The following is a 22,886-nucleotide window of genomic DNA, read 5'->3' on the forward strand; positions in this document are numbered from 1 at the left end:
GGAAGCGGTCTCGGTCGGTGCTGTCGTCGCGAACGACGAGCGGTCAGTGAGGCGGTCGGCTGTCGCGCTGGCGGAAGCCAGGCCGGTTGGGCGGTGTCCGGCCCGGCCGGGTGTGTCCGTCGCCGCTCGTCGTCGCACCGGGATGTGCGGTCGGTCACGCATCGCCGGGAGCGGAGTCGGCGAGTGCGTCGGTCGCGCGACCGCATCAGTTTCTATGTGGCCGGTCCCACTTCAACCGAGGCGACCGTCCAGACGGTTCAGGCAGTTCACGCCCGAATGAACGGTCTTGAACGATTTGCGGCGATTCGAAGCCTCGAAGAAATCGGTCGTCAATCCGAGCGGTCGGCGAGGCCGAGGTGGCTGCCTCGACCCCGCCGACCGCGCCGAAAACAGACTTCGTAGCGGACGGTTCGGTCGCCTCAGGCGGACGCTCCGGACGGACGGCCGACTCTCGCACCCTCGTCCGAGGCCTCGACCGGCGTTCAGCGCTCGCTGAGAAAGCCCGTCGAGAAGGCGAACCACGCGATGACGCTCACGAAGAGGATGGGCGGCAGGATGGCGAAGCCCCACAGCGGGTCGACGCCCCACGCGAGCAGCAGCACCACGTCGGCCAACCCGAGCGCCAGGAAGGGGAGGACGGCCAGCGCCGCGCGCTTGCGGTTGCGCGACTCCCCGGTCGGAAATTGCGACTCCATACTCCCACAGCGGGCGCGCACGGACAAAAATCGTCCGTTCGAACCGGGTCGTCGCGTCGGTCCGGTCGGGAGTCGAAACCGGGACGGCCCCGGCGGCCCAAGCAGGTCCGGAGGCCACTCGTTTGGGAGCCAATCCTTTGTGGGACGCTCGCGTACCACGCCCATGGCGACGAAAACGACCGCGACTGAGGCGACCGAACTCGGCGAAGGCGTCTGGTGGTTCGACCTCGGGGGCGTCAACAGCTACCTCGTCGAGGACGGCGACGACCTGGTGCTCGTCGACGCCGGGACGCCCCGAGACGCCGACGCCATCGCGGCGGGCGTCCGCGAAACCGGCCACGCCGTCCAGGACGTCGCCCGCGTGCTAGTAACGCACTACGACCTCGACCACGTGGGCGCACTGTCGAGACTCGACCTCTCGGCGCCGGTGTACGTCGGCCGCCCGGACGCCTACGTGCTGGCCGGCCGGACCCGCCCGAACTGGCGCAACCACAAGGGCCTGCTCCAGCGGGTCAGCCAGTCGTTCGTCTCGCCGCCCGACCTGCCGATTCGCCCGGTTTCGGACGGCGACGAGGTGGGGGGTTTCACGGCCTACCACACGCCGGGCCACTCGCCGGGCCACCTCGCGTGGGTCGCCGAGGACCCGAGCGCGGCGTTCCTCGGCGACCTCGTGCGCGAGAAGGACGGCCGCCTCGAAGCTTCGCCGTGGGTGATGAGCTACGACCCCGCCGAAGTCAAGCGGAGCGTCAGGCGGCTTGCCGACGGGGTGCCGGACTTCGAGGTCGCCGCGATGGGCCACGGGACGCCGATAATGCGGAACGGGAGTGCGAGACTGCGGGAGTTGGCGAGTCGGGTGTAGCGCCAAGAGGAGAGCGAACGGTCGGAGGTGCGCGACTACCGCGACCCCTCGTCGGCATCTGACGGGTCGCCGTCGGGACGCTCGGCGGCGTCGGACGAGTCGCCGGATTCGTCCGACGCGTTCGCGGCGAGTTCGGTTTCCAGTTTCGCGACTCGCGCTTCGAGTTCGGCGATTCGCGCCGCGCTCTCGTCCTCATAGTCGACCATCCCGCCGACGACGAGCACGAGCGACGCGCCGACGAGGAACCCGAGCGGTCCCGCGGCGACGAATCCGAGGACGCCCGAAAGCGCGGGCAGGACGACGACCGCGACGACCGAATTATCGTCCCCTATCATCGAGCCAACAGTTCTGGCGCGCGGAGTTGTGTTTTTCGCTCGACTTCTCGCGTGAGAGAACGAGCGTGCGGAGACGAAACGCCTCGCTGTTACGAAACGTCCGGCAACTGCACGGCGACCGACCGAAAACTCCTATCCGAAACGATGGACGCCCGGATGGCCGCGCGGTTCGATTCGCCGGGTATCCGTCGGCCGGCCCCTTCCCGTCGGTGTCGCGGGCGCTCCTGTCGGTTTGTCGGCCGGCGATGCCCGGCCGCACGCGTCGCTACGTGACGTTAATTGGTGACAACCCGGATGCCGGAAACGAAAACCGAAGTAAGTTCGCCTCAGGCCGACAGTTCCTCGGCGACCGCCTCGGTCGACAGTACGTCGGGGTCGACGATGAAGTCGGCCTGCCCGCGCGCGAAGTCCGGCACGCTGTCGTCGGTGTAGACGACGACCCGCACGTCGTCGTTGAGGTCCTTCGCGATGGGGATGGCGGTCGCGCCGCCGGCCTCCGTCAGGACGAAGACGTCGACGTCGGTGATGCCCGCCTCCTCCAGCACCGGCCGGGTCGCGATGGCATCCACGCGGGTCAGTTCGACGCCCTCGGCTTCGAGGGCGTCGCTCAGTCCGTGTTCGTCGTCGCCGGAGACGATTGCGCGCATTCGAATCTCACTCGTACTCGATTGTGGCGGGCGGCTTGTGGGTCACGTCGTACACCACCCGCGCGACGTTCTCGTTCTCGCCGGTGATGCGACTCTGGATGCGCTGGAGGGTCTCCCAGTCGATCTCCTGGGCGCGGGCGGTCATCCCGTCGCGGGACTCGACCGACCGGACCGAGACGACCCAGCCGTGGACCCGGTTGTCGCCCTTGACGCCCGTGGCCTTGCCGATGACCGCGGCGAACGCCTGCCAGGGGTCGTACTCCTCCAGTTCCTCCTCGACGACGTGGCACGCCTCGCGGGCCACGTCGACCTTCTCGCGGGTGACCTCGCCGATGACCCGGACCGCGAGTCCGGGACCGGGGAACGGCATGCGCTCGGCGACGATTTCCTCCAGATCGAGCGCGCGCGCCACCTCCCGGACCTCGTCCTTGTAGAGGTCCCGGACCGGTTCGACGATGCCCTCGAAGTCCACGACGTCGGGCAGGCCGCCGACGTTGTGGTGGGACTTGATGTTGCCCTCGCTCTCGATGCGGTCGGGGTAGATGGTCCCCTGGACCAGGTACTCCGCGTCGGTCTCGCGGGCGACCGTCTCGAACTCCCGGATGAACTGCTCGCCGATGACCGCGCGCTTCTCCTCGGGGTCGACGACGCCCTCCAGCGCGCCGAGGAAGCGGTCCTGGGCGTGGACGACTTCGAGGCTCTCCATGTAGGAGAACGTCTCCTCTATCTGTTCGGTTTCGCCCTTTCGCATCAGGCCCGTGTCGACGTAGACTGGCGTCAACTGGTCGCCGATGGCCTCGTAGGCCAGCGCGGCTGCGACCGAGGAGTCGACGCCACCCGACAGCGCGATGATGGCGTGGGCGTCGCCGACCTGCTCGCGAATCTCCGCGACTGCCTCGTCGACGAATTCGTCGGTGTTCACCATCAGGCTTCGACCTCCGGAGCGTCCTCGTCGGCGGACTCCAACACCGCGTCGAGCAGGCCGACGAACGGCGGACTCGCGCGGGTCGGCCGCGAGCGGAACTCGGGGTGGAACTGCGTGCCGAAGAAGTACGGGTGGTCGGCCAGTTCCAGAATCTCCATCCGATTCCCGGAGCGTCCCGAGAAGACGAGGTCGGTGTCCTCGAAGGAGTCGAAGTACTCGGGGTTGACCTCGTAGCGGTGGCGGTGGCGCTCAGTGCAGGCGTCGGCGCCGTACACCCGCTCGGCGAGCGACCCCGGCTGAATCTCGGTTTCGTGGGCGCCGAGTCGCATCGTCCCGCCGAGGTCCTCGAGGTCGTACTGCTCGGGCAGGAGGTCGATGACCGGATGGGACGTCTCGGGCTCGATTTCGGCGGAGTGGGCGCCCTCCAGATCGAGGACGTTCCGGGCGAACTCCACGACCGCCAACTGGAAGCCCAGACAGAGGCCGAGAAACGGCACGCCGTTCTCGCGGGCGTACCGGATGGCCTCTATCTTGCCCTCAGTTCCCCGTGAGCCGAAGCCGCCGGGGACGACGATGCCGTCGGCCTCGCGCAGGCGTTCCTCGTGGTTGCGGGCCATTTCCTCGCTGTCGACCCACAGCACGTTCACGTCGACGCTCTTCTCCAGGCCGGCGTGCTTGAGCGCCTCGTTGACCGAGAGGTAGGCGTCTTCGAGGTCGTACTTGCCCACCAGCGCGATGTCGACATCGCCGGTCTTCTCACGGGTGACCAGTTCGCGCCACTCGTTGTCGCGCTCGGCCGCCGGAATCGCTCGGTCGGTCAGGCCGAACCGCTCCATCACGTACTCGTCCAAGCCCTCCTCCTCGACCATCAGCGGGACGTGGTAGATGTCCTCGACGTCGGGGTTCGAGAAGACGGCGTCGGTCGGCACGTCGCAGAATAGCGCAATCTTCTCCTTGGTCGAGGGGTCGAGTTCGTCCTCGCACCGGCCGACCAGGATGTCGGGCTGGAGGCCGATGGACCGGAGTTCCTTCACGGAGTGCTGGGTCGGCTTGGTCTTCTGCTCGCCGTTCTTCGAGTAGGGGACGAGCGTGACGTGGGTCAGCAGGAAGTCCTCGTCGTCCTCCTCGTGGGCGAACTGCCGGAGCGCCTCCAGGAAGGGCATCCCCTCGATGTCGCCGACGGTGCCGCCGACCTCCACGATGCAGACGTCGTGGCCCTCGGCGGCCTCGCGGACGCGCCGCTTGATGTCGTTGGTGATGTGGGGGATGATCTGGACCGTCTTGCCGAGGTAGTCGCCGGCGCGCTCCTTCTGAATGACGTGCTGGTAGGTCTTGCCCGTCGTGACGTTGTGGTCGAACGTCATGTCGATGTCGAGGAACCGCTCGTAGTTCCCCAGGTCGAGGTCGACCTCGCCGCCGTCCTTCAGGACGTACACCTCGCCGTGCTGGTAGGGGTTCATCGTACCCGCGTCCACGTTGAGGTACGGGTCGATTTTGACTGCCGTCACGTCGAACCCGGCGTTGGCGAGCAGACGGCCGGTGCTGGCGGCCGTGATGCCCTTGCCGAGTCCCGACATGACGCCCCCGGTGACGAAAATGAACTTGTTTCCGAGAGAAGGGTCGTACTCAGTTTCCGGTTCGGTCGGCATACCGAGTGTCGGCGGGCGCGATTCAAAACGATTTCGGAGCGGTGTAGCGGGTGACAACGACTGTCCATGCTCCGCTTCACGTTCCCGGAAGCACGTCGCCGAGCGACGCGCCCACCGCCATCACGATGGCGGTCACCGTGATTTGGCCCGCGGCGACCGACGGCGCGGCCCAGTCGGCTCGGCCCCAGATGGTCATCAGCACGGCGGCCATCCCCGCGGAGATGGTCAGCGTGCTCACCAGTCGAATCGGAATCACGCCGAACAGCAGGTCGGCCTCGACCTCCTCGAACCGGACCGCGTGGAGGATGCCGAGGACGAGCGTCACGCCGACCGCGACCGTGACGGCGAACAGCAGCGGACGTCGAGCGATGAACTCGCCGATCTCCAGCGTGCCCTCCTCGACGACCATCGGCATGCCGAACACGAAGGCGCCGACGAGGCCCTCACCCACGTCGCGGGAGTCGAAGCTGTCGCGGAGTCGCCCGAACGTCCGCCGGGTCCGGGTCCGGCGCAGCACCCGAATCGTCTCGCGGACCTGCTCGCGTTCGGCGGGCGTGTCCACGATCTCCTCCAGTTCTTCCAGTTCCTCGAACACGTCCTCGATGTCCGGGTCCGTATCGAGTTCGTCGGCGGCGGCCGTCGACTCCTGGCGGTCGTAGCTCATGGTCCGAGAGACGCACCCGGGAGGGTAAAATCCGGGGGCAGGGCTCCCGAGACGTCCGCGAACCTATCCGAGGCGCTCGGCCAGAAAGCCGCCCACCGCGTCGGCGACCTTCTCGTGTTGGCCCACGAAGAAGTGGTCGCCGGATATCTCGACGACCTCGTGGTCCAGTTCGCGGGCGCGCTCGACCACCGGTTCCCAGTCGACGGTGTCGTCGCGGGTCCCGTAGACGACTTGGATCGGGCTCTCGACGTCGTCGAGCGCCGCGACGGTGTCGAGGTCGTCGGCCAGCCGCGGGGTCGGCGCGAGCAACGAGACGGCTTCGGGTTGGGGGTCGACGCTCGCCGCGGCGAGCGCGGCGACCGCGGTGCCGAAACTGAACCCGAAGATGCCGACGCGGTCGTAGCGCTCGCGCGCCCACCGCAGGGCGTTGCGGGCGTCCTCGCGCTCGCCGTAGCCCTCGTCCCACTCGCCGTAGTCGAAGCGCAGGCAGGCGATGCCGCGAGCGACGAGATACTCGCTCACGGCCTTCAGGCGGGCGTCGCCGCGGTGGCCGCGGTGCTGGGGATGGGGCGAACACGCCACGACTATCGAGCGTGCGCTTCCCGAGTCCGGTTCGTCGAGCGTCGCGCGCACGTCGCGGCCGCCCGGAATCGGCAGGTCCTCGGAGTTCATGGTAGGAGAGGGTTCGCGAGTCGGCGTAAAGTGTCCTCGGCATTCGGAACGACTCGGGGACCGCCGCGTGCGGCGGTCCCCTACGCGACGCCTCCGGGCGATTTTCCTCGCTCGAGCGAGCAGCGCCGGGGAGCGATTCGCTCGGCCGACCAGCACCCGCGAACGCGGCGATAGCTGTTGTGGAAGTGAGGATTTTAAGGCCTTCGTCCCGAAAGACGGGGTATGGGAGTACTCTCACGCCTGTCGTACGTCGTCCGGTCGAAGATAAACGCCGCGCTCAACCGGGCCGAGGACCCCGCCGAAACCCTCGATTACTCCTACGAACAGCTACGCGACGAGCTACAGGAAGTGAAGCAGGGCATCGCCGACCTCACGACGCAGAAGAAGCGCCTCGAGATACAGAAGCGCAAACTCGAGGAGAACGTCGAGAAGCACAACGACCAGGCTCGTCAGGCCGTCAGCCAGGACCGCGAGGACCTCGCCCGCAAGGCCCTGGAGAAGAAGAAGACGAAGATGAACCAGATCGACGACCTGGAGAGCCAGATAGCGAGCCTGCAGAACACCCAGGACCAACTGGTCGAGAAGAAGGACGAACTCCAGAACCGCATCGAGGAGTTCCGCACTAAGAAGGAGAGCATGAAGGCCCGCTACCAGGCCGCCGAGGCACAGACCCGCGTCTCGGAGGCCATGACCGGTGCCGGAAACGAGATGGAGGACGTCGGCCGGGCCATCGAACGCGCCGAGGAGCGCACCGAGGACATGGAGGCTCGTTCCGAGGCGATGGACGAACTCCAGGATTCGGGCGTCTTCGAGGACGCGCTGTCGGACAAGGACAGTCTCGACCGCGAACTCGAAGAGGTTCAGGCCTCCGGCGAGGTCGACGCCGAACTCGAGACGCTGAAGGCCGAGATGGGCAAGGGGTCGACCGAGACGACCGAAACCGAGTCGAGCGCCGACGCCGAGTCCGAAACCGACCTCGAAGCCGAACTCGAAACCGAGACGGAAGCCGACTCCGACGTCGGCGACGAGGAGATAGAGCAGGAACTCGAAGAGATTCGCGACGACGAGGAGCAGTAGCGCGGTCGGACGGTCAGGACGACGGGTCGCCGGCCGGCGACCCGTCGCCCCGACGAACCGCGACTCAGTCGGCCGCCGCCGCGATTTTTCGCGCCGCCTCCGCGCTCCGAGCGGCGGTCACCCGCACGGTCGCGCCCTCGCGCTCGACCACGTAGGCGACCGCGGGCGCCGACTCGCTCGCGGACACCACCAGCACGTTGCGAGCGGGTTCGCCGGCCGCGTCGGTCGTCCCCGCTCTGCTCCCGTTCGACTCGGTCGCGCCGAGCGAGTCGAGCGTCCCGCGCCACGCCGCGGCGAACTCCGCCGCCTCGCTCTCGTTCTGCCAGACCGTGACCCAGTGGGTCGCCTTCCGGGGGCCGTCGCGGTAGTAGTACATCCGGTCGGCCGCCCAGCCGTCGGCCGCCTCCGCCGCCGTCCGGAACGACCGACCGTTCATCCGGAGCGCGTGCCGGACGACCAGTTCGCCGACCGTGTCGGTGTGGTAGCGCTCGAATCCGGCGATGTCGGTCGGCGGCGCGTCGGGTACCCCGGCGGCCGACCCCGCGTCCGTCGGCGCGCCGGGATGGAGCAACCCGGCCGACGCGCTCGGCGGGTCGCGGATGGCCGCCGAACGAGCGTCGGGCGCGGCGTCGGTCCGCTCGTAGTACCGGTAGCCGTAGTAGTACGGCGTTCCCCCGACGCTGTGGGGCCACGCCGCCCGCGACAGCGTGCGGTTGTACTCGGCAACTGAGTACTCGTTGCCGGTCGCGTAGCGGTCGTGGTACTGCCGGGTGACCCACATCGCGTCGCCCTCGACCAGCGACGTGGCGACCAATCGGGCGTCGGTAGTCCACCGCGAGAACTCCCCGCGGAGTTGGCTCCGAGTCGGCGAGATGAGGCCGTGCTGGAACTGCAATGCGTGGGTGAGTTCGTGGGCCAACACGACCTCCTGGCCGACGCCGTGGGCCGCCAGGTCCGAATCGTTCATCAGGTAGACGTGGACGCCGTCGCCGCGCCGGACGGTGTAGCCGAGCGGCGTCCGGCGGTCGGTCGAGCCGTTGGAGTACAGTTGCAGGGCGCGCGCCCCCGCCGGCCGGATGGCCGCGAAGCGGTCGCGGACGTCGCCCGCGCTCCCGTTCCGGTCGGGGTATTCGTGGAGCGTGATTTCGTCGGTCGCCGACAGGCCGCGCAGTTCCTCCACGCGGTCGAGGACGGCCTCGGCGTCGTACTCGGGGTCGAAACCATCGGTGACGATATCGCCCTCGTCGTCGCCGTCGTCCCCGTCGCTTTCGGCGGTCGTGTCGGGCGTGGTGACCTGGTCGAGGCTCGCGTTCGGGACGGCGAGTCCGTTCGAATCGGCGTTCGCGTGTTCGGCACTCGTTCCCACCGGCGGCGCGCCGGCCGCGGGCGTCGCGCCCGCGAGGAGGACGAGCGCGACCGCGGCGACGGCGAACCGGACGTGGCGTCGCATGGGGGAACCACGCGACGGAGTACCAAAAATGTCCCCGGGCGTCGGGGTCGAGTCGGTGCATTCGGGTCGACCGGTCGGGCGATTCTCGGGCCGCGAACCACACTTATCACGGTCGCACTCCAATTCCGACCGTCTACCGTGTCGACCGTCACGCTCCCGAGGGAACTCCGAAAAGAGATGGTCGCCCACGCGCGCGAGGGTGCGCCCGAGGAGGTCTGCGGAATCCTCGCTGGGATGGACGAGTCGGGCGCGCGCCGCGTCGAAGCTCGCCACCCCGCCGCGAACGTCGCATCGACGCCACGGACGAACTACGAACTCGACCCGCGCGAGCAGTTGGAACTGATGGAGGCCGTCGAGGACGCCGGCCGGGAGGTCGTGGGGTTCTACCACTCGCACCCGGCGGGGCCGACGGGGCCGAGCGCCACCGACGCGGCGGAGGCGACCTGGCCGGGAAAGTCGTATCTCATCGTCTCGCTGTCCGGGGACTCAGCGTCGGTCGGGTCGTGGCGCTGGACCGGCGAGGAGTTCTCGCGGGAGGAAGTGCGGGTCGTTGATTCGGATGGAAGATAGCCGTTCGCGTCGCGTGTTCGTCTCTCGTTTTCGGCTTCCAGTACTCTCACTGCGACCGCGATAGCACTCGTAACGCACCGCAGACCAACACTCGCACGACTCACATGAGAACCGCACCGCCACTGCACCGCGACCGCAGGCCACACGCCTCCCCAGCCGATTCGCTCACTGCGTTCGCTCATCCCTCGCGCACGAGGGCGCGGCTCCAAACCGCGGAGTCGCAGCGTGGGAGCAAAGCTCCCACGAGCCTGCGTTCGCTGCGCTCACGCAGACGCCAGCGCGCGCCAACGTCCAGAGGACGAAATTAGAAACGGCACGAAAGCCGATTCACTCGCTCCGCTGGGCCGACCAGACCGCGGTCAGCCCCAGTAGAATCGCCGGAATCAGCGGCAGGACGAGGTATGCGAACTTGAAGGGCCGGACCGGCGGAATCACGTAGATGGTCGCCGGGATGACCAGAAAGCAGAGCGCGATGACCCCGACCAGAATCCAGTCGCGGTAGTTGAACTCCTCCTGGCCGCGCTCGACGGGCGCGGTCGGGTCGGCGTGCTCCGCGTCGGCGTCCTCGCGGTCACCGTCTATCTTCCCCGGTCGGTGGGTGTAGGTGTCTTCGGCCATCAGCGGTCGTACTCGCTGTCGGGGACCACGACGACCTTCCCGAATCCCTCGCGCTCTTCGAGCATCTCGTGGGCGCGGGCGGCCTCGCTCATCGGCAGGACCTCCCGGATGGCGGGTTCGAACTCGCCCTCCCAGACGAGTTCGAGCACGTCGTCGGCCTCGCCGTGGGTCGCCATCGTCGACCCGATGACCGAAAGCTGGTTCCAGAAGATGCGGTTGAGCCCCGCGCCGGGGTTCGGGCCGGTCGTCGCGCCGCAGGTGACGATGCGCCCGCCCTTCGCCAGACTCTTGAGCGAGTCGGGGTAGGTCTGCTCGCCGATGTGGTCGACCACCACGTCGACCCCGCGCTTGTCGGTGAGTTCGCGGATGCGGTCGGCGAAGTCCTCCTCGGCGTAGTTGATGGCGTAGTCGGCGCCGAGGTCCCGGGCGTGGTCGAGTTTCTCGTCGGTGCTCCCGGTGGCGTACACCTCCGCACCGAGATAGTCGGCGATCTGGACCGCGGCGTGGCCGACGCCGCCCGAGGCCCCGAGTACCAGCACCTTCTCGCCGGGGTCGACGTCGGCGCGGGTGACCAGCATCCGCCAGGCGGTCTGGAAGACGAGCGGCGCGGCCGCGGCGGTTTCCCAGTCGACGCCCTGCGGGACGGGGACGAGGTTGTCGGCCGGAATCGCGGCCATCTCGCTGTGGACGCCCCGGACGTGTTCGCCGATGATGTGGTAGTTGACGCACAGCGAGTGCTCGCCGTGGCGACAGTGTTCGCACTTGCCGCAGGAGACGCCCGCAGACAGCGCAACGCGGTCGCCAGCCTCGAACCGGGTCACGTCCTCGCCGACCTCCAGGACGACGCCCGCGGCGTCGCTGCCCGGAACGTGGGGCATGTCGAGGTCGATGCCCGGCATGCCGCGCCGGGTCCAGATGTCCAGGTGGTTGAGCGCCCCGGCCTTGACGTCGACCAGCACCTCGTCGCGGTCGGGCGTCGGGTCGGGGAAGTCGCCGTACTCCAGTACGTCCCGGTCGCCGTGCTCCTCGAACTGAACGGCCTTCATGGGCGTGTGATTGGCTTGCGAAGGTAAAACTGTACCTCAACCGGAAGCGGGGTGAGTGGTTGTGAGAGGAGTGGGTAAAGGATAGTTACGCCGTAGATCAGAACGACAGCACAGCCCCGGATTACAGTCAGACGAAGTGCGGACCGCTACTCGCACGGTCCAACTGAGTACTGCCCCGCCACCGCAACCGCAGGCCACACGCCTCCCCAGCCGACTCCTTCGCGCCCTACGGGCGCTCGGTCGTCCCTCGCGCAATGAAGGCGCGACCCGAAACCGCCCGGGTCGCGCCGTGGGAGCTTCGCTCCCACGAGCCCTCGTTCACTCCGTTCACGAGGACGCCAGCGCGCGCCGTACCTCTCGTTCAACAGGACGTGGCTGCGGTGGCGGTGCGGTACTCACATGTATCGTGCAAGCAGGACGCTTCGTCGACCAAGATGCCAGTTGACCGAGTGCGAGTAGGGCGCTTTACTCGAACGAGCCCTCGCAGTCGCGGAGTACGAGCAGGACGCTTCGTTCGACGAACAATCGAGTCGGTGCGGAGAGCGCGAGGCGCTTCTACCTCCGAGAGTCCGACCGATACGAAATCGTAATTCTCGAATCACGAAACCGCTCTGGCGGCGGGGATTTTACGTGATGGCGGTCCAATCGTTCGCCATGGTCGATTTCCAATCTCGCGACAGGCGCCGCGGAACGGAAGACGAAGACGACGAGGACGACTCCGGACGACCCCTCGACGAACCAGAAGAGGAGCCCCACGACCACGAGGACCACGCGAAGAAGGGCCACCACCACGAACACGACGTGGAGTCGCTGAGCGCGGCCGTAGTCACGATTTCCTCGTCGCGGTCGCTCTCGAACGACCCGGCGGGCGACGCCATCGTCGCGGCGCTGGACGACGAGGGTCACGACGTGGTCAACCGAGAACTCATCGCCGACGACTACGACGGCGTCCAGAGTTCGCTGAACGCGCTGGTGCGGCGCGACGACGTGGACGCGGTGGTCACGACCGGTGGGACCGGCGTCACGCCCGACGACGTGACCATCGAGGCCGCCCGGCCGCTGTTCGACAAGGAACTGCCGGGCTTCGGCGAACTGTTCCGCACCCTCTCGTACGACGAGATCGGCACGAAGGTCGTCGGCACGCGCGCGACCGCGGGAGTCGCCAACGGTGTGCCGGTCTTCTGCCTGCCGGGGAGCGAGAACGCCGCCCGCCTCGGGGCCGAGGAGATAATCGTCGCGGAGGCCGGCCACCTCGCGGGGCTGGCCAAGCCAGACGATGAAGAAGGCGAAGACGAAGACGGGTCGTAGGAGAAGGGAGAGTCCCGGTTAGAAGCGATAGCCGACGACGTCCGTCAGTACGAACCTTCGGGCGGCGTGTGGTCGGGCGAGGTGTCCCGGCGCATCGCGATTTCGAACCACGGACAGAGCCGGAGCTGTCGGTACCATTCGGGGTGTTCGTGCAGGCGCTCGTAGGGCACCCACATCAGGCCCGCGACCTCCTCCTCGTCGGGGTCGAGCGAGACGTCGTCCAGCGTCAGCTTCAGCACGGCGCAGACCTCGTGTTCGACGCCCGCGTTCTCGAAGTAGCGCTTGTACTCGAACTGGTCGGTCAGGCGCAGGTCGTCGTACTGGTCGGGCGAGATGCCCAGTTCCTCTTCGAGTCGCTGGCGGGTGGCGTCCTCCTGGCTCTGGCCCTGGACGGGATGAGAGGCGACCGTGCCGTCCCACCACGTCCCCCAGAGGCGCTTGTCGGGCGCGCGCTGGGCTAACAGGATGTTGCCGTCGCCGTCGAACACGAGCGAGGTGAACGCCCGGTGGCGCGTGCCGTCGCCCGTGTGGGCGTCGAGGCGGTTGACGACGTCCTGTTCGTTGTCGTCCGCGTCGACCGCGACGACGTGCTGTCGGGCGTTCTTGTGGCGCTCCTCCCCGGCGGAACTGGCCGCGTCCCCGGCCGTGTCGTCCGTACTCATTGGTCGGGAGTTGAAGGGGATAGGTAAAACCGTCTTCGATAGTCCGCTCGCGCAGAACGGTCGGCCGACCGGCGGTCGCGGCGGGACGGGTGAGTCCAGAGTCGCGCGGCGCGACTCTGGACTCAGTCGTCGCCCGAGCGGGGCCAGACTCAATCGTCACCCGGAGCGGGGCCGGGGCCGCGCGCGAGGTCGACCTCGCGCCAGGTGTCGCGCTGGTACCACGCGTACGCGAGCGCGGCCCCCACGACGTTCGTCACCGCGAACGAGAGCCAGATACCGCTCGAACCGAGTTCGTTGGCGGCGACCCAGGCGAACGGGAGTCGGAGCAGGCCGAGCGTCCCCACCGAGATGGCGGCGGCGGTCAGCGTCTTGCCCGCCCCGCGGAAGCTTCCGTTGTACGAGCGCATGATGCCCATGAAGCCGAACGTCGGCGCGACGTAGCGCATGAACGTCACGCCGACGTCGACCACGTCGGCGTTGGTGGTGAACACCCCGACGATGGGTTCGGCCCAGATCCAGCCGACGACCCCGACTAGCGAGAGCACGACGAACATGGCCTTGGCGGCGAACTTGCTCGTCTCGGCGGCGCGGTCGTAGTTGTTCGCGCCGATGTTCTGGCCCGACATGGTTTCGACGCCGCGCGCGACCGCGATGGCCGGCATGAAGACGACCGACAGCACCCGGGTGCCGATGCCGAACGCCGCGACCACCGTCGTGGGGAACATCCCAACCACCAGCAGCATCAGGTTGACCGAGAGCGCCCGCCCGGTGCCCTCGATGGACGCCGGTAGGCCGATTCGGAGGATGCGCTTGGCGAACGCGAGGTTCGGCCGCATGTCCCGGAGGTGTATCTCGACGCCGCGGATGCCGGCGAACATGATGCCGAGGCCCGCGACGAGCGCCAGCGCTCGCGAGAAGATGGTGGCGTACGCCGCGCCCTCCAAGCCCATCCGGGGGAACGGCCCCCACCCGAAGATGAGGAACGGGTCGAGGATGATGTTCAGCAGAACCGAGAAGAACATCACGACCATCGGCGTCACGGTGTCGCCGTAGCCCCGCATCAGCGAGATGAACATCAGGAAGCCGAACATGAACACCAGCCCCAGCGAGATGACCCGCATGTAGTCGACCGCGAGCCGGTAGACGTCGGGGGCGGCGCCGAAGAACCGCAGGAGGTCGTCGACGACGAAGTAGCCGGCGATACCCAGCAGTATCGAGGCGACGATGGCGAACGCGACCGTCTGGGACGCGGCGTACTCGGCCTCGCGCTCCTCGCCGGCCCCGACGTTCTGGGCGACCATCACGCTGCCCGCGACCGACAGCCCCATCCCGAGCGAGATGAGCAGGAACACCATCGGGAACGCGAAGCTGATGGCCGCCAGCGCCTCGGTCTTGTACTGGCCGACCCAGAAGGTGTCGGCGAGGTTGTAGGCGGTCTGGAACAGGTTGGTGATGACGATGGGAACCGACAGCAGGAACAGCGGCGTGGCGATGCCGCCCTCGGTCAGATCGAGGCCCTCTTGGTCGAACGCCCGCGAGAAGAGCTGGCGAACCCGCTCGAACCCGTCGAGGCCGCTCACCGTTCGGCCCCCGGCGGGTCGGCCGTCGCGAGGACGTCCGATTCGACGTAGCGTTCGAGCGTTCGTCGGGTCCGTTCGGTCGAGCGGCCGACCGCGACGCTACGGGTCTGGGCGCCGTTGCAGACCGTCACGAAGAACTCGGCCGTCTCGTCCACGTCGAGGTCCGAGCGGAAGTCGCCCGACTCGACGCCCGCCGCGAGCGCGTCGGCGAAGCGGTCGTGGAGCGTCCGGTCGAAGTCGGCGAGTCGCCGCCGGAAGGCGTCGTCGTAGGGGCCCTGGGCTTTCATCTCCAGCACCGCGGTCTTGAACTCGCGGTCGGGCCCCTCGGCGTCCGGGTCGAGCACCGCGTCGACGGTCGCCCCGAGTCGGTCGCGGGGCGTCTCCCCGTCGACCGCGTCGAGGCGCTCGGTGAACGACTCCAGCAGGTCGTCGAGGAACGAGAGCAACAGGGCGTGCTTGCTCTCGTAGTGGTAGTGGAGCGCCGACTTACTCTTCTCGGACTTCGCGGCGATGTCCTCCATCGTCACGTCGGCGTAGCCGTGCTCGCAGAGCGCGCGGTAGGTCGCGCGCATGATATCGTCGGTGGGTGGTGAGTCCGACATGCTGTTCGGTCGTTAGTGGAACTGACTGGCTAGTCAGTCAAATGGCTTGTGAAGTCGGAAGTCCACCGGGGTTCCCGCGCTCCGTGCTACCCGATACCAAGTTCGAATTTCGAAACCCCACTTCGGAACTCGTAATCTATCGTCGGATTTATTACGATGAACGAACTTCCAACTACCAACAGATGACCGAGGAGACCGAAGCTGGCGAGGGGCAGACGATACTGCTCATCGGAAGCGGGCCGATTCAGATCGGACAGGCCGCGGAGTTCGACTACTCCGGCGCGCAGGCCTGTCGCGCACTCCAGGAGGAGGGCGCGCGAGTCGTGCTGGTCAACTCCAACCCCGCGACCATCATGACCGACCCGGAGATGGCCGACGAGGTGTACATCGAACCCATCACCACCGAGGCCATCGCCGAGATCATCCGGAAGGAGCGCCCCGACGGCGTCATCGCCGGACTCGGCGGCCAGACCGGGCTGAACGTCACCGCGGAGCTCTCCGAGGAGGGCGTTCTGGAGGAGTACGACGTCGACATCATGGGCACGCCGCTCGACACCATCTACGCCACGGAGGACCGCGACCTCTTCCGCCAGCGGATGGAGGACCTTGGCCAGCCCATGCCCCGGTCGACGACCATCGCGCTCGACGATGACGAGAGCGCGACCGGATTGAGCGAGGAAGACCTCGAAGAGCGCGTCGAGGCCGCCGTCGAGGAGGTCGGCGGCCTGCCCGTCATCGCCCGGACGACCTACACCCTCGGCGGGTCGGGGTCGGGCGTCGTCGACGACATGGACGAACTCCTCGCCCGCGTCCGGAAGGGCCTGCGCCTGTCGCGCAACAGCGAGGTGCTCATCACCGAGTCCATCTCCGGATGGGTCGAACTGGAGTACGAGGTGATGCGGGACGCGGGCGACTCCTGCATCATCATCTGCAACATGGAGAACATCGACCCGATGGGCATCCACACCGGCGAGTCGACGGTCGTGACGCCCAGCCAGGTCATCCCCGACGAGGGCCACCAGGAGATGCGCGACGCCGCGCTCGAAGTCATCCGCGACCTGGGAATCCAGGGCGGGTGTAACATCCAGTTCGCCTGGCACGACGACGGCACCCCCGGCGGCGAGTACCGCGTCGTGGAAGTGAACCCCCGCGTCTCGCGCTCGTCCGCCCTGGCCTCGAAGGCGACGGGCTACCCCATCGCCCGCGTGACCGCGAAGGTCGCCCTGGGCAAACGGCTCCACGAAATCGAGAACGAGATTACCGGCCAGACCACCGCCGCGTTCGAACCCGCCATCGACTACGTGGTGACCAAGGTGCCCCGGTGGCCCAAGGACAAGTTCGACGACGTCGACTTCGAGTTGGGCACCGCGATGAAGTCGACCGGCGAGGCGATGGCCATCGGCCGGACCTTCGAGGAGAGCCTGCTCAAGGCGCTGCGCTCCTCGGAGTACGAACCCGAGGCCGACTGGGCCGAAGTCGACGACGAGACGCTGGAAACCGACTACCTCGAAGCCCCGACGCCCGACCGCCCCTACGCGATGTTCGAGGCGTTCGAGCGCGGCTACACCGTCGAGGACGTCGTCGACCTCACGGGCATCAAGGAGTGGTACGTCGAGCGCTACGAGAACGTCGCCGACGCCTCCGTCGCCGCCCAGGACGGCGACTTCGAACGGGCCGCCGAAATCGGCTTCACGAACCAGGAGGTCGCCGCCAAGGCCGGCGCCGACGTCGGCACCGTCGAGGCGAGCGCCCCCGACCGCGACTTCAAGCAGGTCGACACCTGCGCCGGCGAGTTCGCCGCTTCGACGCCGTACTACTACTCCTCGCGGAGTCCGGGCGCGGGACTGGGCCGTGACGAGGTCCAGGTCGACCGCGACGTCGAGAGCGTCGTCGTGGTCGGCGGCGGCCCCATCCGCATCGGCCAGGGCGTCGAGTTCGACTACTGCTCGGTCCACGCGGTCCGGGCGCTCCGCGAGCAGAGCATCGACGCCCACGTGGTCAACAACAACCCCGAGACGGTGTCGACCGACTACGACACCTCCGACGGCCTGTTCTTCGAACCCATCACCGCCGAGGAGGTCGCCGACGTCGTCGAGACGACCGACGCCGACGGCGTGATGGTCCAGTTCGGCGGCCAGACCTCCGTCGACATCGGCCACCCGCTGGAGGACGAACTCGCCCGCCGCGGCCTCGACTGCGAGATTCTGGGCACCACCGTGGACGCGATGGACCTCGCAGAGGACCGCGACCGCTTCAACCGCCTGATGGACGACCTCGGCATCGCTCAGCCCGAAGGCGGATCGGCCACCAGCGAGGAAGAGGCGCTCGAACTCGCCCACGACATCGGCTACCCGGTGCTGGTGCGTCCGAGCTACGTCCTCGGCGGGCGCGCGATGGACGTAGTGTACGACGACGAGGAACTGAAGGAGTACATCGAGGAGGCCGTGCGCGTCTCGCCCGACAAACCCATCCTCGTCGACGAGTTCCTCGCCGACGCGGTGGAACTCGACGTCGACGCCGTCGCGGACGGCGACGACGTGCTCATCGGCGGCATCATGGAGCACGTCGAGAGCGCGGGCGTCCACTCCGGCGACTCGGCCTGTCTGATTCCGACCCGGTCGCTCGACGACGAGACGTTGGGGCGGGTCCGCGACGTGGTCGAGGACATCGCGGTGGCGCTCGACACCGTCGGCCTGCTGAACGTCCAACTCGCCGTGAAGGAGGGCGAGGTGTACGTCCTGGAGGCGAACCCGCGCTCCTCCCGTACGGTTCCGTTCGTCTCGAAGGCGACCGGCGTCCCCATCGCCAAACTCGCCGCGAAGGTGATGGCGGGCGAGACGCTGGCGGACCTCGACGTCGAGGAGCAGGTGCCCGAGCAGATCAGCGTCAAGGAGGTCGTCCTGCCGTTCGACCGCCTGCCGGGTAGCGACCCGCGCCTCGGACCGGAGATGAAGTCGACGGGCGAAGTGATGGGCACCGCCGACACGTTCGGCAAGGCATACGACAAGGCCCAGGACGCGACCGGCAAGCCCATCCCCGACGACGGCACCGCGCTGGTCGACCTCACCGACGACTTCGGCGAGTACTTCAGCACCGAGGAGTTCGCCACCCACTTCGACGTGGTCACGCCCGAGGAGTTCGGCGACGACGAGCAAGAGCAGACCGAGCGCGAGATTCAAGCCGTCCTCGACGGCGACGTCGACCTCATCGTCTCGCGCAACCGCGACCTGCTGGAGACGGCCGTCGAGGAGGAAGTGACGTACTTCTCGACCGAGGCGAGCGCCCGGGCCGCACTCGACGCCCTGGACGCGCGCGACGAACCGCTCGACGTCCAGTCGGTCGACGTCCGACCCAAAGACGCCCGCGAGTGGGGCCGGTAGGCCGGTAGTTCGAACGCTCAATTTTCACGTCCGAGGTGGCGCGCGCTGGCGGGACTCCGCTGTTTGGAGTCCCGCCCATGCGCGCGAGGGATGACTGAGGTCCCGAAGGGACCGAAGGAATCGGCTGGGGAGGCCGTGGTTTGTGGTGGCGGTGCGGTCTTCATGTGAGTCGTGCGAGTGGCGGTCTGCAGTGCGGTTGCGGTCACTGTGCGTTTTCCGTCCTCCGTGAAAATCGCAGACGTTCCCATCTCCGTTCTACCCACTAGCTCCACCGAACACCCCACGACGAAAGCTCAATACGAATAGTTCAGTTCAAGTCCCGACGCCCGGATGGCCGTCCTGATACCGGAGCAACTGGGCTGCCCGGTCGGCCTTCGCCAGCAGCACTTCCTTCAGCGCCGGGGGGTTCCGGATGTCGCTGTCCTCGATGACCGACTCGGGGAGCGCGAGCGTCCCCTCGGGGACGCCGTCGGCGCCCTGCACCGCGACGTGGCGGCGGCCGACCTTCATCACGAGCGGCGCGTCGAGTCGCTCGACGCCCTCTCCGGTCGCGTACAGCTGCTCGTTGATGTATTCGTGCTGGTCGCGGCGCATCACCGCTTGCTCCTCGCCGGAGGGCTCGACGTACAGCCGACCGAGGTAGTAGCCGCTGGAGAATTCCTCGAACATGACACACGGTGTCGTATAGCACCCTTAGACTTAAGCTCGTCGGGTGGTTTTATATGGTAGTTCAAACTTACTACTTAAGGATTCGCAGGTCGGAGCCGAAGATTCGAACGCGCTCCCGGACGCCGACCGCGAGCGACCGAGCGGAACTCCGGACACGGTACGCGACGCGACTCGGCCGACGCCTACGCGTCTGGGAAGACATTTGGCGCTGGCGCTCCGCCTGACCGGTATGGCGATTCCGGAGCGGTACGCGCGGACGTATCTCGAACGCGGGCCGAACCTGGTCTGGCTTCTGGTAGTGAACGTCATCGCGATGCTGGTCGGGGTTCGGTTCTACGTCGAGACGCTGCCGGAGGTCCCGACCTACCTCTGGCCGCTGTACGCCGACTCGCCCGCGGCACTCTTCCTGGCGACGCTCTCGCTCGTGACGCTGCTGCCGAACCTGGGTCGGCGACTCGCCGACGCCCCCAGCAACCGACCGCTCCGGTACCTCCACACGCTCGCGTTCGCGTCGCTGGTGAAGTACGGACTCTGGACGTTCGTCGCGCTCAACCTCGGCTTCTCGCAGTACTTCGGACCGCCGTGGGAGTCGGGGCCGCTGTGGGACTACTGGTTCATCGTCCTGACCCACCTCGCGTTCGTCGTCGAGGCGTACCTCCTGCCGTACTACGCCGACACGAGTCGCGGGGCGCTCGCGGCGGCGCTCGGAGTCCTCCTGGTCAACGACGCGCTCGACTACGGCCTCGGACTCCACCCGCCGCTCCGGTACACGCCGGACCTGCTGTTGCCCGCCGCGACCGTCGCGCTCTCGGTACTCTCGGTCGCCGCGGCCGCCCGCGCGCTCGGCCGCCGCCGGAACCGCGGCGGCCCCGCGTCCGCCGACTCGGCCCGGTCGCGTGACGAACCGAGTCGAGGAAGCTAATCGGTCTTTGAACACTCGCGGGCCGTCTGCTGGCTTCGCTCCCGTTCGTAAACGGAACGAACGAATCTCGGTCTTTTTAAGGCGAGCTGAACTACGCATTCTCGATGAGAACGTACCGAGCCGTCCTGTTGGCGCTGCTCGCCGCCTGCGGCGCGCTAGCGGTAGCCACTCCAACCGGTGCAGTCGCGACCGACGACGCGGTTCGCCCCGGCTACGACGCCGAGGGCGGTCCCTCGGCCGCCGTCCTCCAATCCGACGCGCCGAACGACAACGCCAGTGCGAACGCCACGCTCGGCGCGGACATCTCGGCGTTCATGCAGTCGAACGCCGCCGAAATCGGCGGTGCGGTCGAAACCGGCATGTGGACCGCGGCGTTCAACGCCACCGACAACGCGTCGGCCAAGGAGCGGCTCGTCGACCGCCGGACCAGACAGCTCCAGAAGGAACTCCAGGCGCTCCAGCAGCGGAAACAGCGACTCGTCGAGCGCCACGAGGCCGGAAACCTCGGCGACACGGCCTACAAGGCCCAGGTGAGCCACCTCCTCGGGCGCATCAACGCACTCCAGTCGGCGGTCAACACGACCATCAGCACGGCCGCCAGCGCGCCGCCACAGTCGACGGTCGGCGCGACCGCACAGGGGACCGCGCGCGGCAAGGGTAACCTGGGTCGGCTCCGGAACATCGGCCAGCAGGCCGCGAACCTCTCGGGGCCCGAAATCGCCGCCGTGGCGCGCAACACCTCGGGCGTCGGCCTCGAAAACGGCCGGTCGAACGGCGCGAAGAACGGCCTCGGCGTCGGCAACGCCACCGGCCCGACGAACGGTTCGAACGGCCTCGGCGTCGGTCCCGGCTCGAACGGGAATCGGGGCAACGGACAGGGGCCGCAGAACGGAGCCGGCAACCCCGGCGGTGAAGCCCCGCTCGCCGGCGACGGGACGAACGCGACCCTCGACGACCCCGTGACCGGACCGACCGTCAACGGGACGAACGGACTTGACGGACTCGTGAACGACTCGACCGACGGCCTCGACGCCGAGACGGTCGCCGACGCGTTCGACCACAGCGCGACCCCGTTCGGCGTATTACTGGCCCCGAACGTCGCGGCGTAATCGGCCGGTAGCCGACCCGATGCGCGGTCGTCGGGTCGGGCGGAGAGACACCCTTTTCAGCGCGCGTTTCTTAGGCCCGGTCGTGAATGGACTCCGCCGAGTTACTCGACATTCTGGGAAACGAAAACCGTAGGCGAATCCTCCGCCTGCTGGCACGCAAACCCTGTTACGTCACGGAGATTAGCGAGTACCTCGGCGTCAGTCCCAAGGCCGTCATCGACCACCTCCGGAAACTGGAGGACGCCGGTCTCATCGAGAGTCGCACCGACGACCAGCGGCGCAAGTACTTCAGCATCTCGCGGAACCTCCGACTCGAAGTCGAAGTTTCGCCCTACCAGTTCGGCATGAAGAGCGCCTACCCGGCGAGTACGAACCTCGACGTGAGCGCCTGCCGGTACGTCTCGCTCAACATCCAGTACGACGCCGACACCGCCGACCAGGAGAAAGACGCCGACGAGGCGGCCGCCGAATCGTCGGCGAAGCCGGACGAAACCGCCGACGAAGCCGACGGACGAGACGCTGACGAGACGGACATTGGCGAGACGGACGCCGACGCCCAAACCGCGGCGGGGCTCGCGGCGGAACTCACCCAACTCGAAGACCTCCAGAGCGAACTCTCGCTCGCACAGCGGTGGGTCCACGGCCGTATCGCCGACGTGCGCGACCGCCTCGCGAGCGAACTCGACGCCGAGGGCGAAAAGCGCCTTCACGCCGAGGTGCTGGCGGCCGTCGCGGGCGGCGCCGAGACAGTCGCCGAGGTCGCCCGCGACGTCGACGCCCCCGAACCGGTGGTCGAGGAGTGTCTCGACCTGCTGGCCGGCCGCGACGTGCTGACCGAAGACGGCGGACAGTGGTCGCTGGCGGAGTGACGCGGCGTCACGCGGAAATCTCTTCTGCGAGCGAACGCGGTCGAAAACTGGGGTTCAGATGTCGGCCGTCAGGCCGTCGCGAAGGTCGCCGCCGAAGTACGCGCCGAGCGCGCCCGCCAGCAGGCCGGTTCCGGCGCCGAAGACGGCGAGCTGAACTCCCGCGCCGCCGAACGCCGTGAGCGCGAGGTGTCCGAGGACGGCCGTCAGTCCGGCGACGACCGCGCCGGCGACCGCGGATTCGAGGACGGTCGAGCGCTCGACGGCGAGACCGAGCGCGAACGCGCCGGCGAAGACGCCGAGCAAGCCCGTGAACTGGTCGAGTATCGGGAGCGGGACGAACGCACTCCCGACGAACATGCAGACGCCGAGGAGCACGAGCGCGTAGCCGAACGTCTTCGGATTGAAGATGTTCGCCGCGCGCGACTTGGCGCGCTGACCGAGCGAGGCCGACTGGCTCTGGGTCTGCTCGCCGGACTCGGCGTCGAGCGTGGAGGTGAGGTCGTCCGCGAGCGAGTCGCGGGTGCGCTGGTCGGAGCGCTGGGGCATGCGTAGCTGTTGGGCGGGTGAGGTAATGGGTC

Annotated in this window: 23 protein-coding genes; 8 read left to right on the plus strand and 15 right to left on the minus strand. The window is 67.9% G+C overall.

Annotation, left to right across the window (positions count from 1 at the left end):
* Positions 1-482: 482 nt before the first annotated feature.
* Positions 483-695 (minus strand): DUF8142 family protein, encoded by a 213-nt coding sequence (locus NGM07_RS07955; protein WP_253519211.1) that lies wholly within the window; start codon positions 693-695, stop codon positions 483-485.
* 163 nt (positions 696-858) lie between these two features.
* On the opposite strand from NGM07_RS07955, the gene NGM07_RS07960 reads away from it, so the two are divergent.
* Entirely contained in the window at positions 859-1,554 is a 696-nt protein-coding gene (locus tag NGM07_RS07960) for an MBL fold metallo-hydrolase (RefSeq protein WP_253519213.1), read from the plus strand.
* A gap of 35 nt (positions 1,555-1,589) precedes the next feature.
* Here NGM07_RS07960 and NGM07_RS07965 read toward each other — a convergent pair whose 3' ends face one another.
* The 6 genes from NGM07_RS07965 to NGM07_RS07990 all read right to left on the minus strand — a co-directional run bounded on the left by NGM07_RS07965 (position 1,590) and on the right by NGM07_RS07990 (position 6,446).
* The gene (locus NGM07_RS07965; RefSeq protein WP_253519215.1) at positions 1,590-1,889 is read right to left on the minus strand and encodes a hypothetical protein; all 300 of its coding nucleotides are present in this window, start codon (positions 1,887-1,889) and stop codon (positions 1,590-1,592) included.
* Between the two features lie 326 nt (positions 1,890-2,215).
* The gene (locus NGM07_RS07970) at positions 2,216-2,536 is read right to left on the minus strand and encodes a DUF7126 family protein (protein WP_253519217.1); all 321 of its coding nucleotides are present in this window, start codon (positions 2,534-2,536) and stop codon (positions 2,216-2,218) included.
* 7 nt (positions 2,537-2,543) lie between these two features.
* Complete coding sequence (guaA, locus tag NGM07_RS07975) at positions 2,544-3,461, minus strand: glutamine-hydrolyzing GMP synthase (protein WP_253519219.1); 918 nt, start codon at positions 3,459-3,461, stop codon at positions 2,544-2,546.
* Entirely contained in the window at positions 3,461-5,110 is a 1,650-nt protein-coding gene (gene pyrG / locus NGM07_RS07980; protein WP_253519221.1) for a glutamine hydrolyzing CTP synthase, read from the minus strand. The genes guaA and pyrG overlap by 1 nt, the downstream gene beginning before the upstream one ends.
* A gap of 76 nt (positions 5,111-5,186) precedes the next feature.
* On the minus strand, positions 5,187-5,774 hold the full coding sequence (locus tag NGM07_RS07985) for a DUF2391 family protein (protein WP_253519223.1): 588 nt from the start codon (positions 5,772-5,774) through the stop codon (positions 5,187-5,189).
* Positions 5,775-5,837: 63 nt separating this feature from the next.
* The gene (locus NGM07_RS07990; RefSeq protein ID WP_253519225.1) at positions 5,838-6,446 is read right to left on the minus strand and encodes an alpha/beta hydrolase; all 609 of its coding nucleotides are present in this window, start codon (positions 6,444-6,446) and stop codon (positions 5,838-5,840) included.
* Positions 6,447-6,668: 222 nt separating this feature from the next.
* On the opposite strand from NGM07_RS07990, the gene NGM07_RS07995 reads away from it, so the two are divergent.
* The gene (locus NGM07_RS07995) at positions 6,669-7,523 is read left to right on the plus strand and encodes a PspA/IM30 family protein (RefSeq protein ID WP_253519227.1); all 855 of its coding nucleotides are present in this window, start codon (positions 6,669-6,671) and stop codon (positions 7,521-7,523) included.
* Between the two features lie 64 nt (positions 7,524-7,587).
* On the opposite strand, the gene NGM07_RS08000 is transcribed toward NGM07_RS07995, so the two are convergent.
* On the minus strand, positions 7,588-8,973 hold the full coding sequence (locus NGM07_RS08000; protein ID WP_253519230.1) for a hypothetical protein: 1,386 nt from the start codon (positions 8,971-8,973) through the stop codon (positions 7,588-7,590).
* A gap of 138 nt (positions 8,974-9,111) precedes the next feature.
* Here NGM07_RS08000 and NGM07_RS08005 point away from each other — a divergent pair, with 138 nt between their 5' ends.
* Positions 9,112-9,543, plus strand: coding sequence for a desampylase (locus NGM07_RS08005; RefSeq protein ID WP_253519232.1), 432 nt, complete (start codon positions 9,112-9,114; stop codon positions 9,541-9,543).
* 327 nt (positions 9,544-9,870) lie between these two features.
* Here NGM07_RS08005 and NGM07_RS08010 read toward each other — a convergent pair whose 3' ends face one another.
* Both NGM07_RS08010 and NGM07_RS08015 read right to left on the minus strand, forming a co-directional pair.
* Positions 9,871-10,161, minus strand: coding sequence for a DUF7977 family protein (locus NGM07_RS08010; protein ID WP_253519235.1), 291 nt, complete (start codon positions 10,159-10,161; stop codon positions 9,871-9,873).
* Entirely contained in the window at positions 10,161-11,207 is a 1,047-nt protein-coding gene (locus tag NGM07_RS08015) for a zinc-binding dehydrogenase (protein WP_253519237.1), read from the minus strand. The genes NGM07_RS08010 and NGM07_RS08015 overlap by 1 nt, the downstream gene beginning before the upstream one ends.
* Positions 11,208-11,861: 654 nt before the next feature.
* Here NGM07_RS08015 and NGM07_RS08020 point away from each other — a divergent pair.
* Entirely contained in the window at positions 11,862-12,515 is a 654-nt protein-coding gene (locus NGM07_RS08020) for a MogA/MoaB family molybdenum cofactor biosynthesis protein (protein ID WP_253519239.1), read from the plus strand.
* 44 nt (positions 12,516-12,559) lie between these two features.
* Here the strand turns inward: NGM07_RS08020 and NGM07_RS08025 are convergent, their stop codons facing one another.
* The 3 genes from NGM07_RS08025 to NGM07_RS08035 all read right to left on the minus strand — a co-directional run bounded on the left by NGM07_RS08025 (position 12,560) and on the right by NGM07_RS08035 (position 15,359).
* Positions 12,560-13,177: an NUDIX hydrolase gene (locus NGM07_RS08025; RefSeq protein WP_253519241.1), complete on the minus strand. Its 618-nt coding sequence runs from the start codon at positions 13,175-13,177 to the stop codon at positions 12,560-12,562.
* Positions 13,178-13,326: 149 nt separating this feature from the next.
* Positions 13,327-14,757 (minus strand): MATE family efflux transporter, encoded by a 1,431-nt coding sequence (locus tag NGM07_RS08030; protein WP_368410251.1) that lies wholly within the window; start codon positions 14,755-14,757, stop codon positions 13,327-13,329.
* On the minus strand, positions 14,754-15,359 hold the full coding sequence (locus NGM07_RS08035; RefSeq protein WP_253519243.1) for a TetR/AcrR family transcriptional regulator: 606 nt from the start codon (positions 15,357-15,359) through the stop codon (positions 14,754-14,756). Before NGM07_RS08035 ends, NGM07_RS08030 begins: the two co-directional genes overlap by 4 nt.
* 182 nt (positions 15,360-15,541) lie before the next feature.
* Here NGM07_RS08035 and carB point away from each other — a divergent pair, with 182 nt between their 5' ends.
* Positions 15,542-18,739, plus strand: coding sequence for a carbamoyl-phosphate synthase large subunit (carB, locus tag NGM07_RS08040; RefSeq protein ID WP_253519245.1), 3,198 nt, complete (start codon positions 15,542-15,544; stop codon positions 18,737-18,739).
* A 312-nt stretch (positions 18,740-19,051) separates the two neighbouring features.
* On the opposite strand, the gene NGM07_RS08045 is transcribed toward carB, so the two are convergent.
* The gene (locus tag NGM07_RS08045; protein WP_253519247.1) at positions 19,052-19,408 is read right to left on the minus strand and encodes a DUF5802 family protein; all 357 of its coding nucleotides are present in this window, start codon (positions 19,406-19,408) and stop codon (positions 19,052-19,054) included.
* 229 nt (positions 19,409-19,637) lie between these two features.
* Between NGM07_RS08045 and NGM07_RS08050 the strand changes: the two genes are divergently transcribed.
* The 3 genes from NGM07_RS08050 (at position 19,638) to NGM07_RS08060 (ending at position 22,308) form a co-directional block, all read left to right on the plus strand.
* Positions 19,638-20,330: a DUF1405 domain-containing protein gene (locus NGM07_RS08050; protein ID WP_253519249.1), complete on the plus strand. Its 693-nt coding sequence runs from the start codon at positions 19,638-19,640 to the stop codon at positions 20,328-20,330.
* A 104-nt stretch (positions 20,331-20,434) separates the two neighbouring features.
* Positions 20,435-21,439 carry a DUF7096 domain-containing protein gene (locus NGM07_RS08055; RefSeq protein ID WP_253519251.1) on the plus strand — a complete coding sequence of 335 codons (1,005 nt, stop codon included), beginning with the start codon at positions 20,435-20,437 and terminating at the stop codon, positions 21,437-21,439.
* A gap of 86 nt (positions 21,440-21,525) precedes the next feature.
* Positions 21,526-22,308 carry an ArsR/SmtB family transcription factor gene (locus tag NGM07_RS08060; protein ID WP_253519253.1) on the plus strand — a complete coding sequence of 261 codons (783 nt, stop codon included), beginning with the start codon at positions 21,526-21,528 and terminating at the stop codon, positions 22,306-22,308.
* Between the two features lie 54 nt (positions 22,309-22,362).
* Here NGM07_RS08060 and NGM07_RS08065 read toward each other — a convergent pair whose 3' ends face one another.
* On the minus strand, positions 22,363-22,854 hold the full coding sequence (locus tag NGM07_RS08065) for a DUF8526 domain-containing protein (RefSeq protein ID WP_253519256.1): 492 nt from the start codon (positions 22,852-22,854) through the stop codon (positions 22,363-22,365).
* Between the last annotated feature and the right edge of the window lie 32 nt (positions 22,855-22,886).

This window comes from Halorussus vallis, from assembly GCF_024138165.1.
Taxonomy (GTDB): domain Archaea; phylum Halobacteriota; class Halobacteria; order Halobacteriales; family Haladaptataceae; genus Halorussus; species Halorussus vallis.

Excerpts from the sequence above, each read along its gene's own strand:
- NGM07_RS08060 (WP_253519253.1), top strand. The coding sequence starts at position 21,526 with ATGGACTCCGCCGAGTTACTCGACATTCTGGGAAACGAAAACCGTAGG.
- NGM07_RS07995 (WP_253519227.1), top strand. The coding sequence starts at position 6,669 with ATGGGAGTACTCTCACGCCTGTCGTACGTCGTCCGGTCGAAGATAAAC.
- NGM07_RS07960 (WP_253519213.1), top strand. The coding sequence starts at position 859 with ATGGCGACGAAAACGACCGCGACTGAGGCGACCGAACTCGGCGAAGGC.
- NGM07_RS08020 (WP_253519239.1), top strand. The coding sequence starts at position 11,862 with ATGGTCGATTTCCAATCTCGCGACAGGCGCCGCGGAACGGAAGACGAA.
- NGM07_RS08025 (WP_253519241.1), bottom strand. The coding sequence starts at position 13,177 with ATGAGTACGGACGACACGGCCGGGGACGCGGCCAGTTCCGCCGGGGAG.
- NGM07_RS07970 (WP_253519217.1), bottom strand. The coding sequence starts at position 2,536 with ATGCGCGCAATCGTCTCCGGCGACGACGAACACGGACTGAGCGACGCC.
- NGM07_RS08035 (WP_253519243.1), bottom strand. The coding sequence starts at position 15,359 with ATGTCGGACTCACCACCCACCGACGATATCATGCGCGCGACCTACCGC.
- carB (WP_253519245.1), top strand. The coding sequence starts at position 15,542 with ATGACCGAGGAGACCGAAGCTGGCGAGGGGCAGACGATACTGCTCATC.
- NGM07_RS07965 (WP_253519215.1), bottom strand. The coding sequence starts at position 1,889 with ATGATAGGGGACGATAATTCGGTCGTCGCGGTCGTCGTCCTGCCCGCG.
- NGM07_RS08010 (WP_253519235.1), bottom strand. The coding sequence starts at position 10,161 with ATGGCCGAAGACACCTACACCCACCGACCGGGGAAGATAGACGGTGAC.
- NGM07_RS08045 (WP_253519247.1), bottom strand. The coding sequence starts at position 19,408 with ATGTTCGAGGAATTCTCCAGCGGCTACTACCTCGGTCGGCTGTACGTC.
- NGM07_RS07985 (WP_253519223.1), bottom strand. The coding sequence starts at position 5,774 with ATGAGCTACGACCGCCAGGAGTCGACGGCCGCCGCCGACGAACTCGAT.
- NGM07_RS08000 (WP_253519230.1), bottom strand. The coding sequence starts at position 8,973 with ATGCGACGCCACGTCCGGTTCGCCGTCGCCGCGGTCGCGCTCGTCCTC.
- NGM07_RS08055 (WP_253519251.1), top strand. The coding sequence starts at position 20,435 with ATGAGAACGTACCGAGCCGTCCTGTTGGCGCTGCTCGCCGCCTGCGGC.
- NGM07_RS08050 (WP_253519249.1), top strand. The coding sequence starts at position 19,638 with ATGGCGATTCCGGAGCGGTACGCGCGGACGTATCTCGAACGCGGGCCG.
- NGM07_RS07955 (WP_253519211.1), bottom strand. The coding sequence starts at position 695 with ATGGAGTCGCAATTTCCGACCGGGGAGTCGCGCAACCGCAAGCGCGCG.
- NGM07_RS08065 (WP_253519256.1), bottom strand. The coding sequence starts at position 22,854 with ATGCCCCAGCGCTCCGACCAGCGCACCCGCGACTCGCTCGCGGACGAC.
- NGM07_RS07990 (WP_253519225.1), bottom strand. The coding sequence starts at position 6,446 with ATGAACTCCGAGGACCTGCCGATTCCGGGCGGCCGCGACGTGCGCGCG.
- pyrG (WP_253519221.1), bottom strand. The coding sequence starts at position 5,110 with ATGCCGACCGAACCGGAAACTGAGTACGACCCTTCTCTCGGAAACAAG.
- guaA (WP_253519219.1), bottom strand. The coding sequence starts at position 3,461 with ATGGTGAACACCGACGAATTCGTCGACGAGGCAGTCGCGGAGATTCGC.
- NGM07_RS08015 (WP_253519237.1), bottom strand. The coding sequence starts at position 11,207 with ATGAAGGCCGTTCAGTTCGAGGAGCACGGCGACCGGGACGTACTGGAG.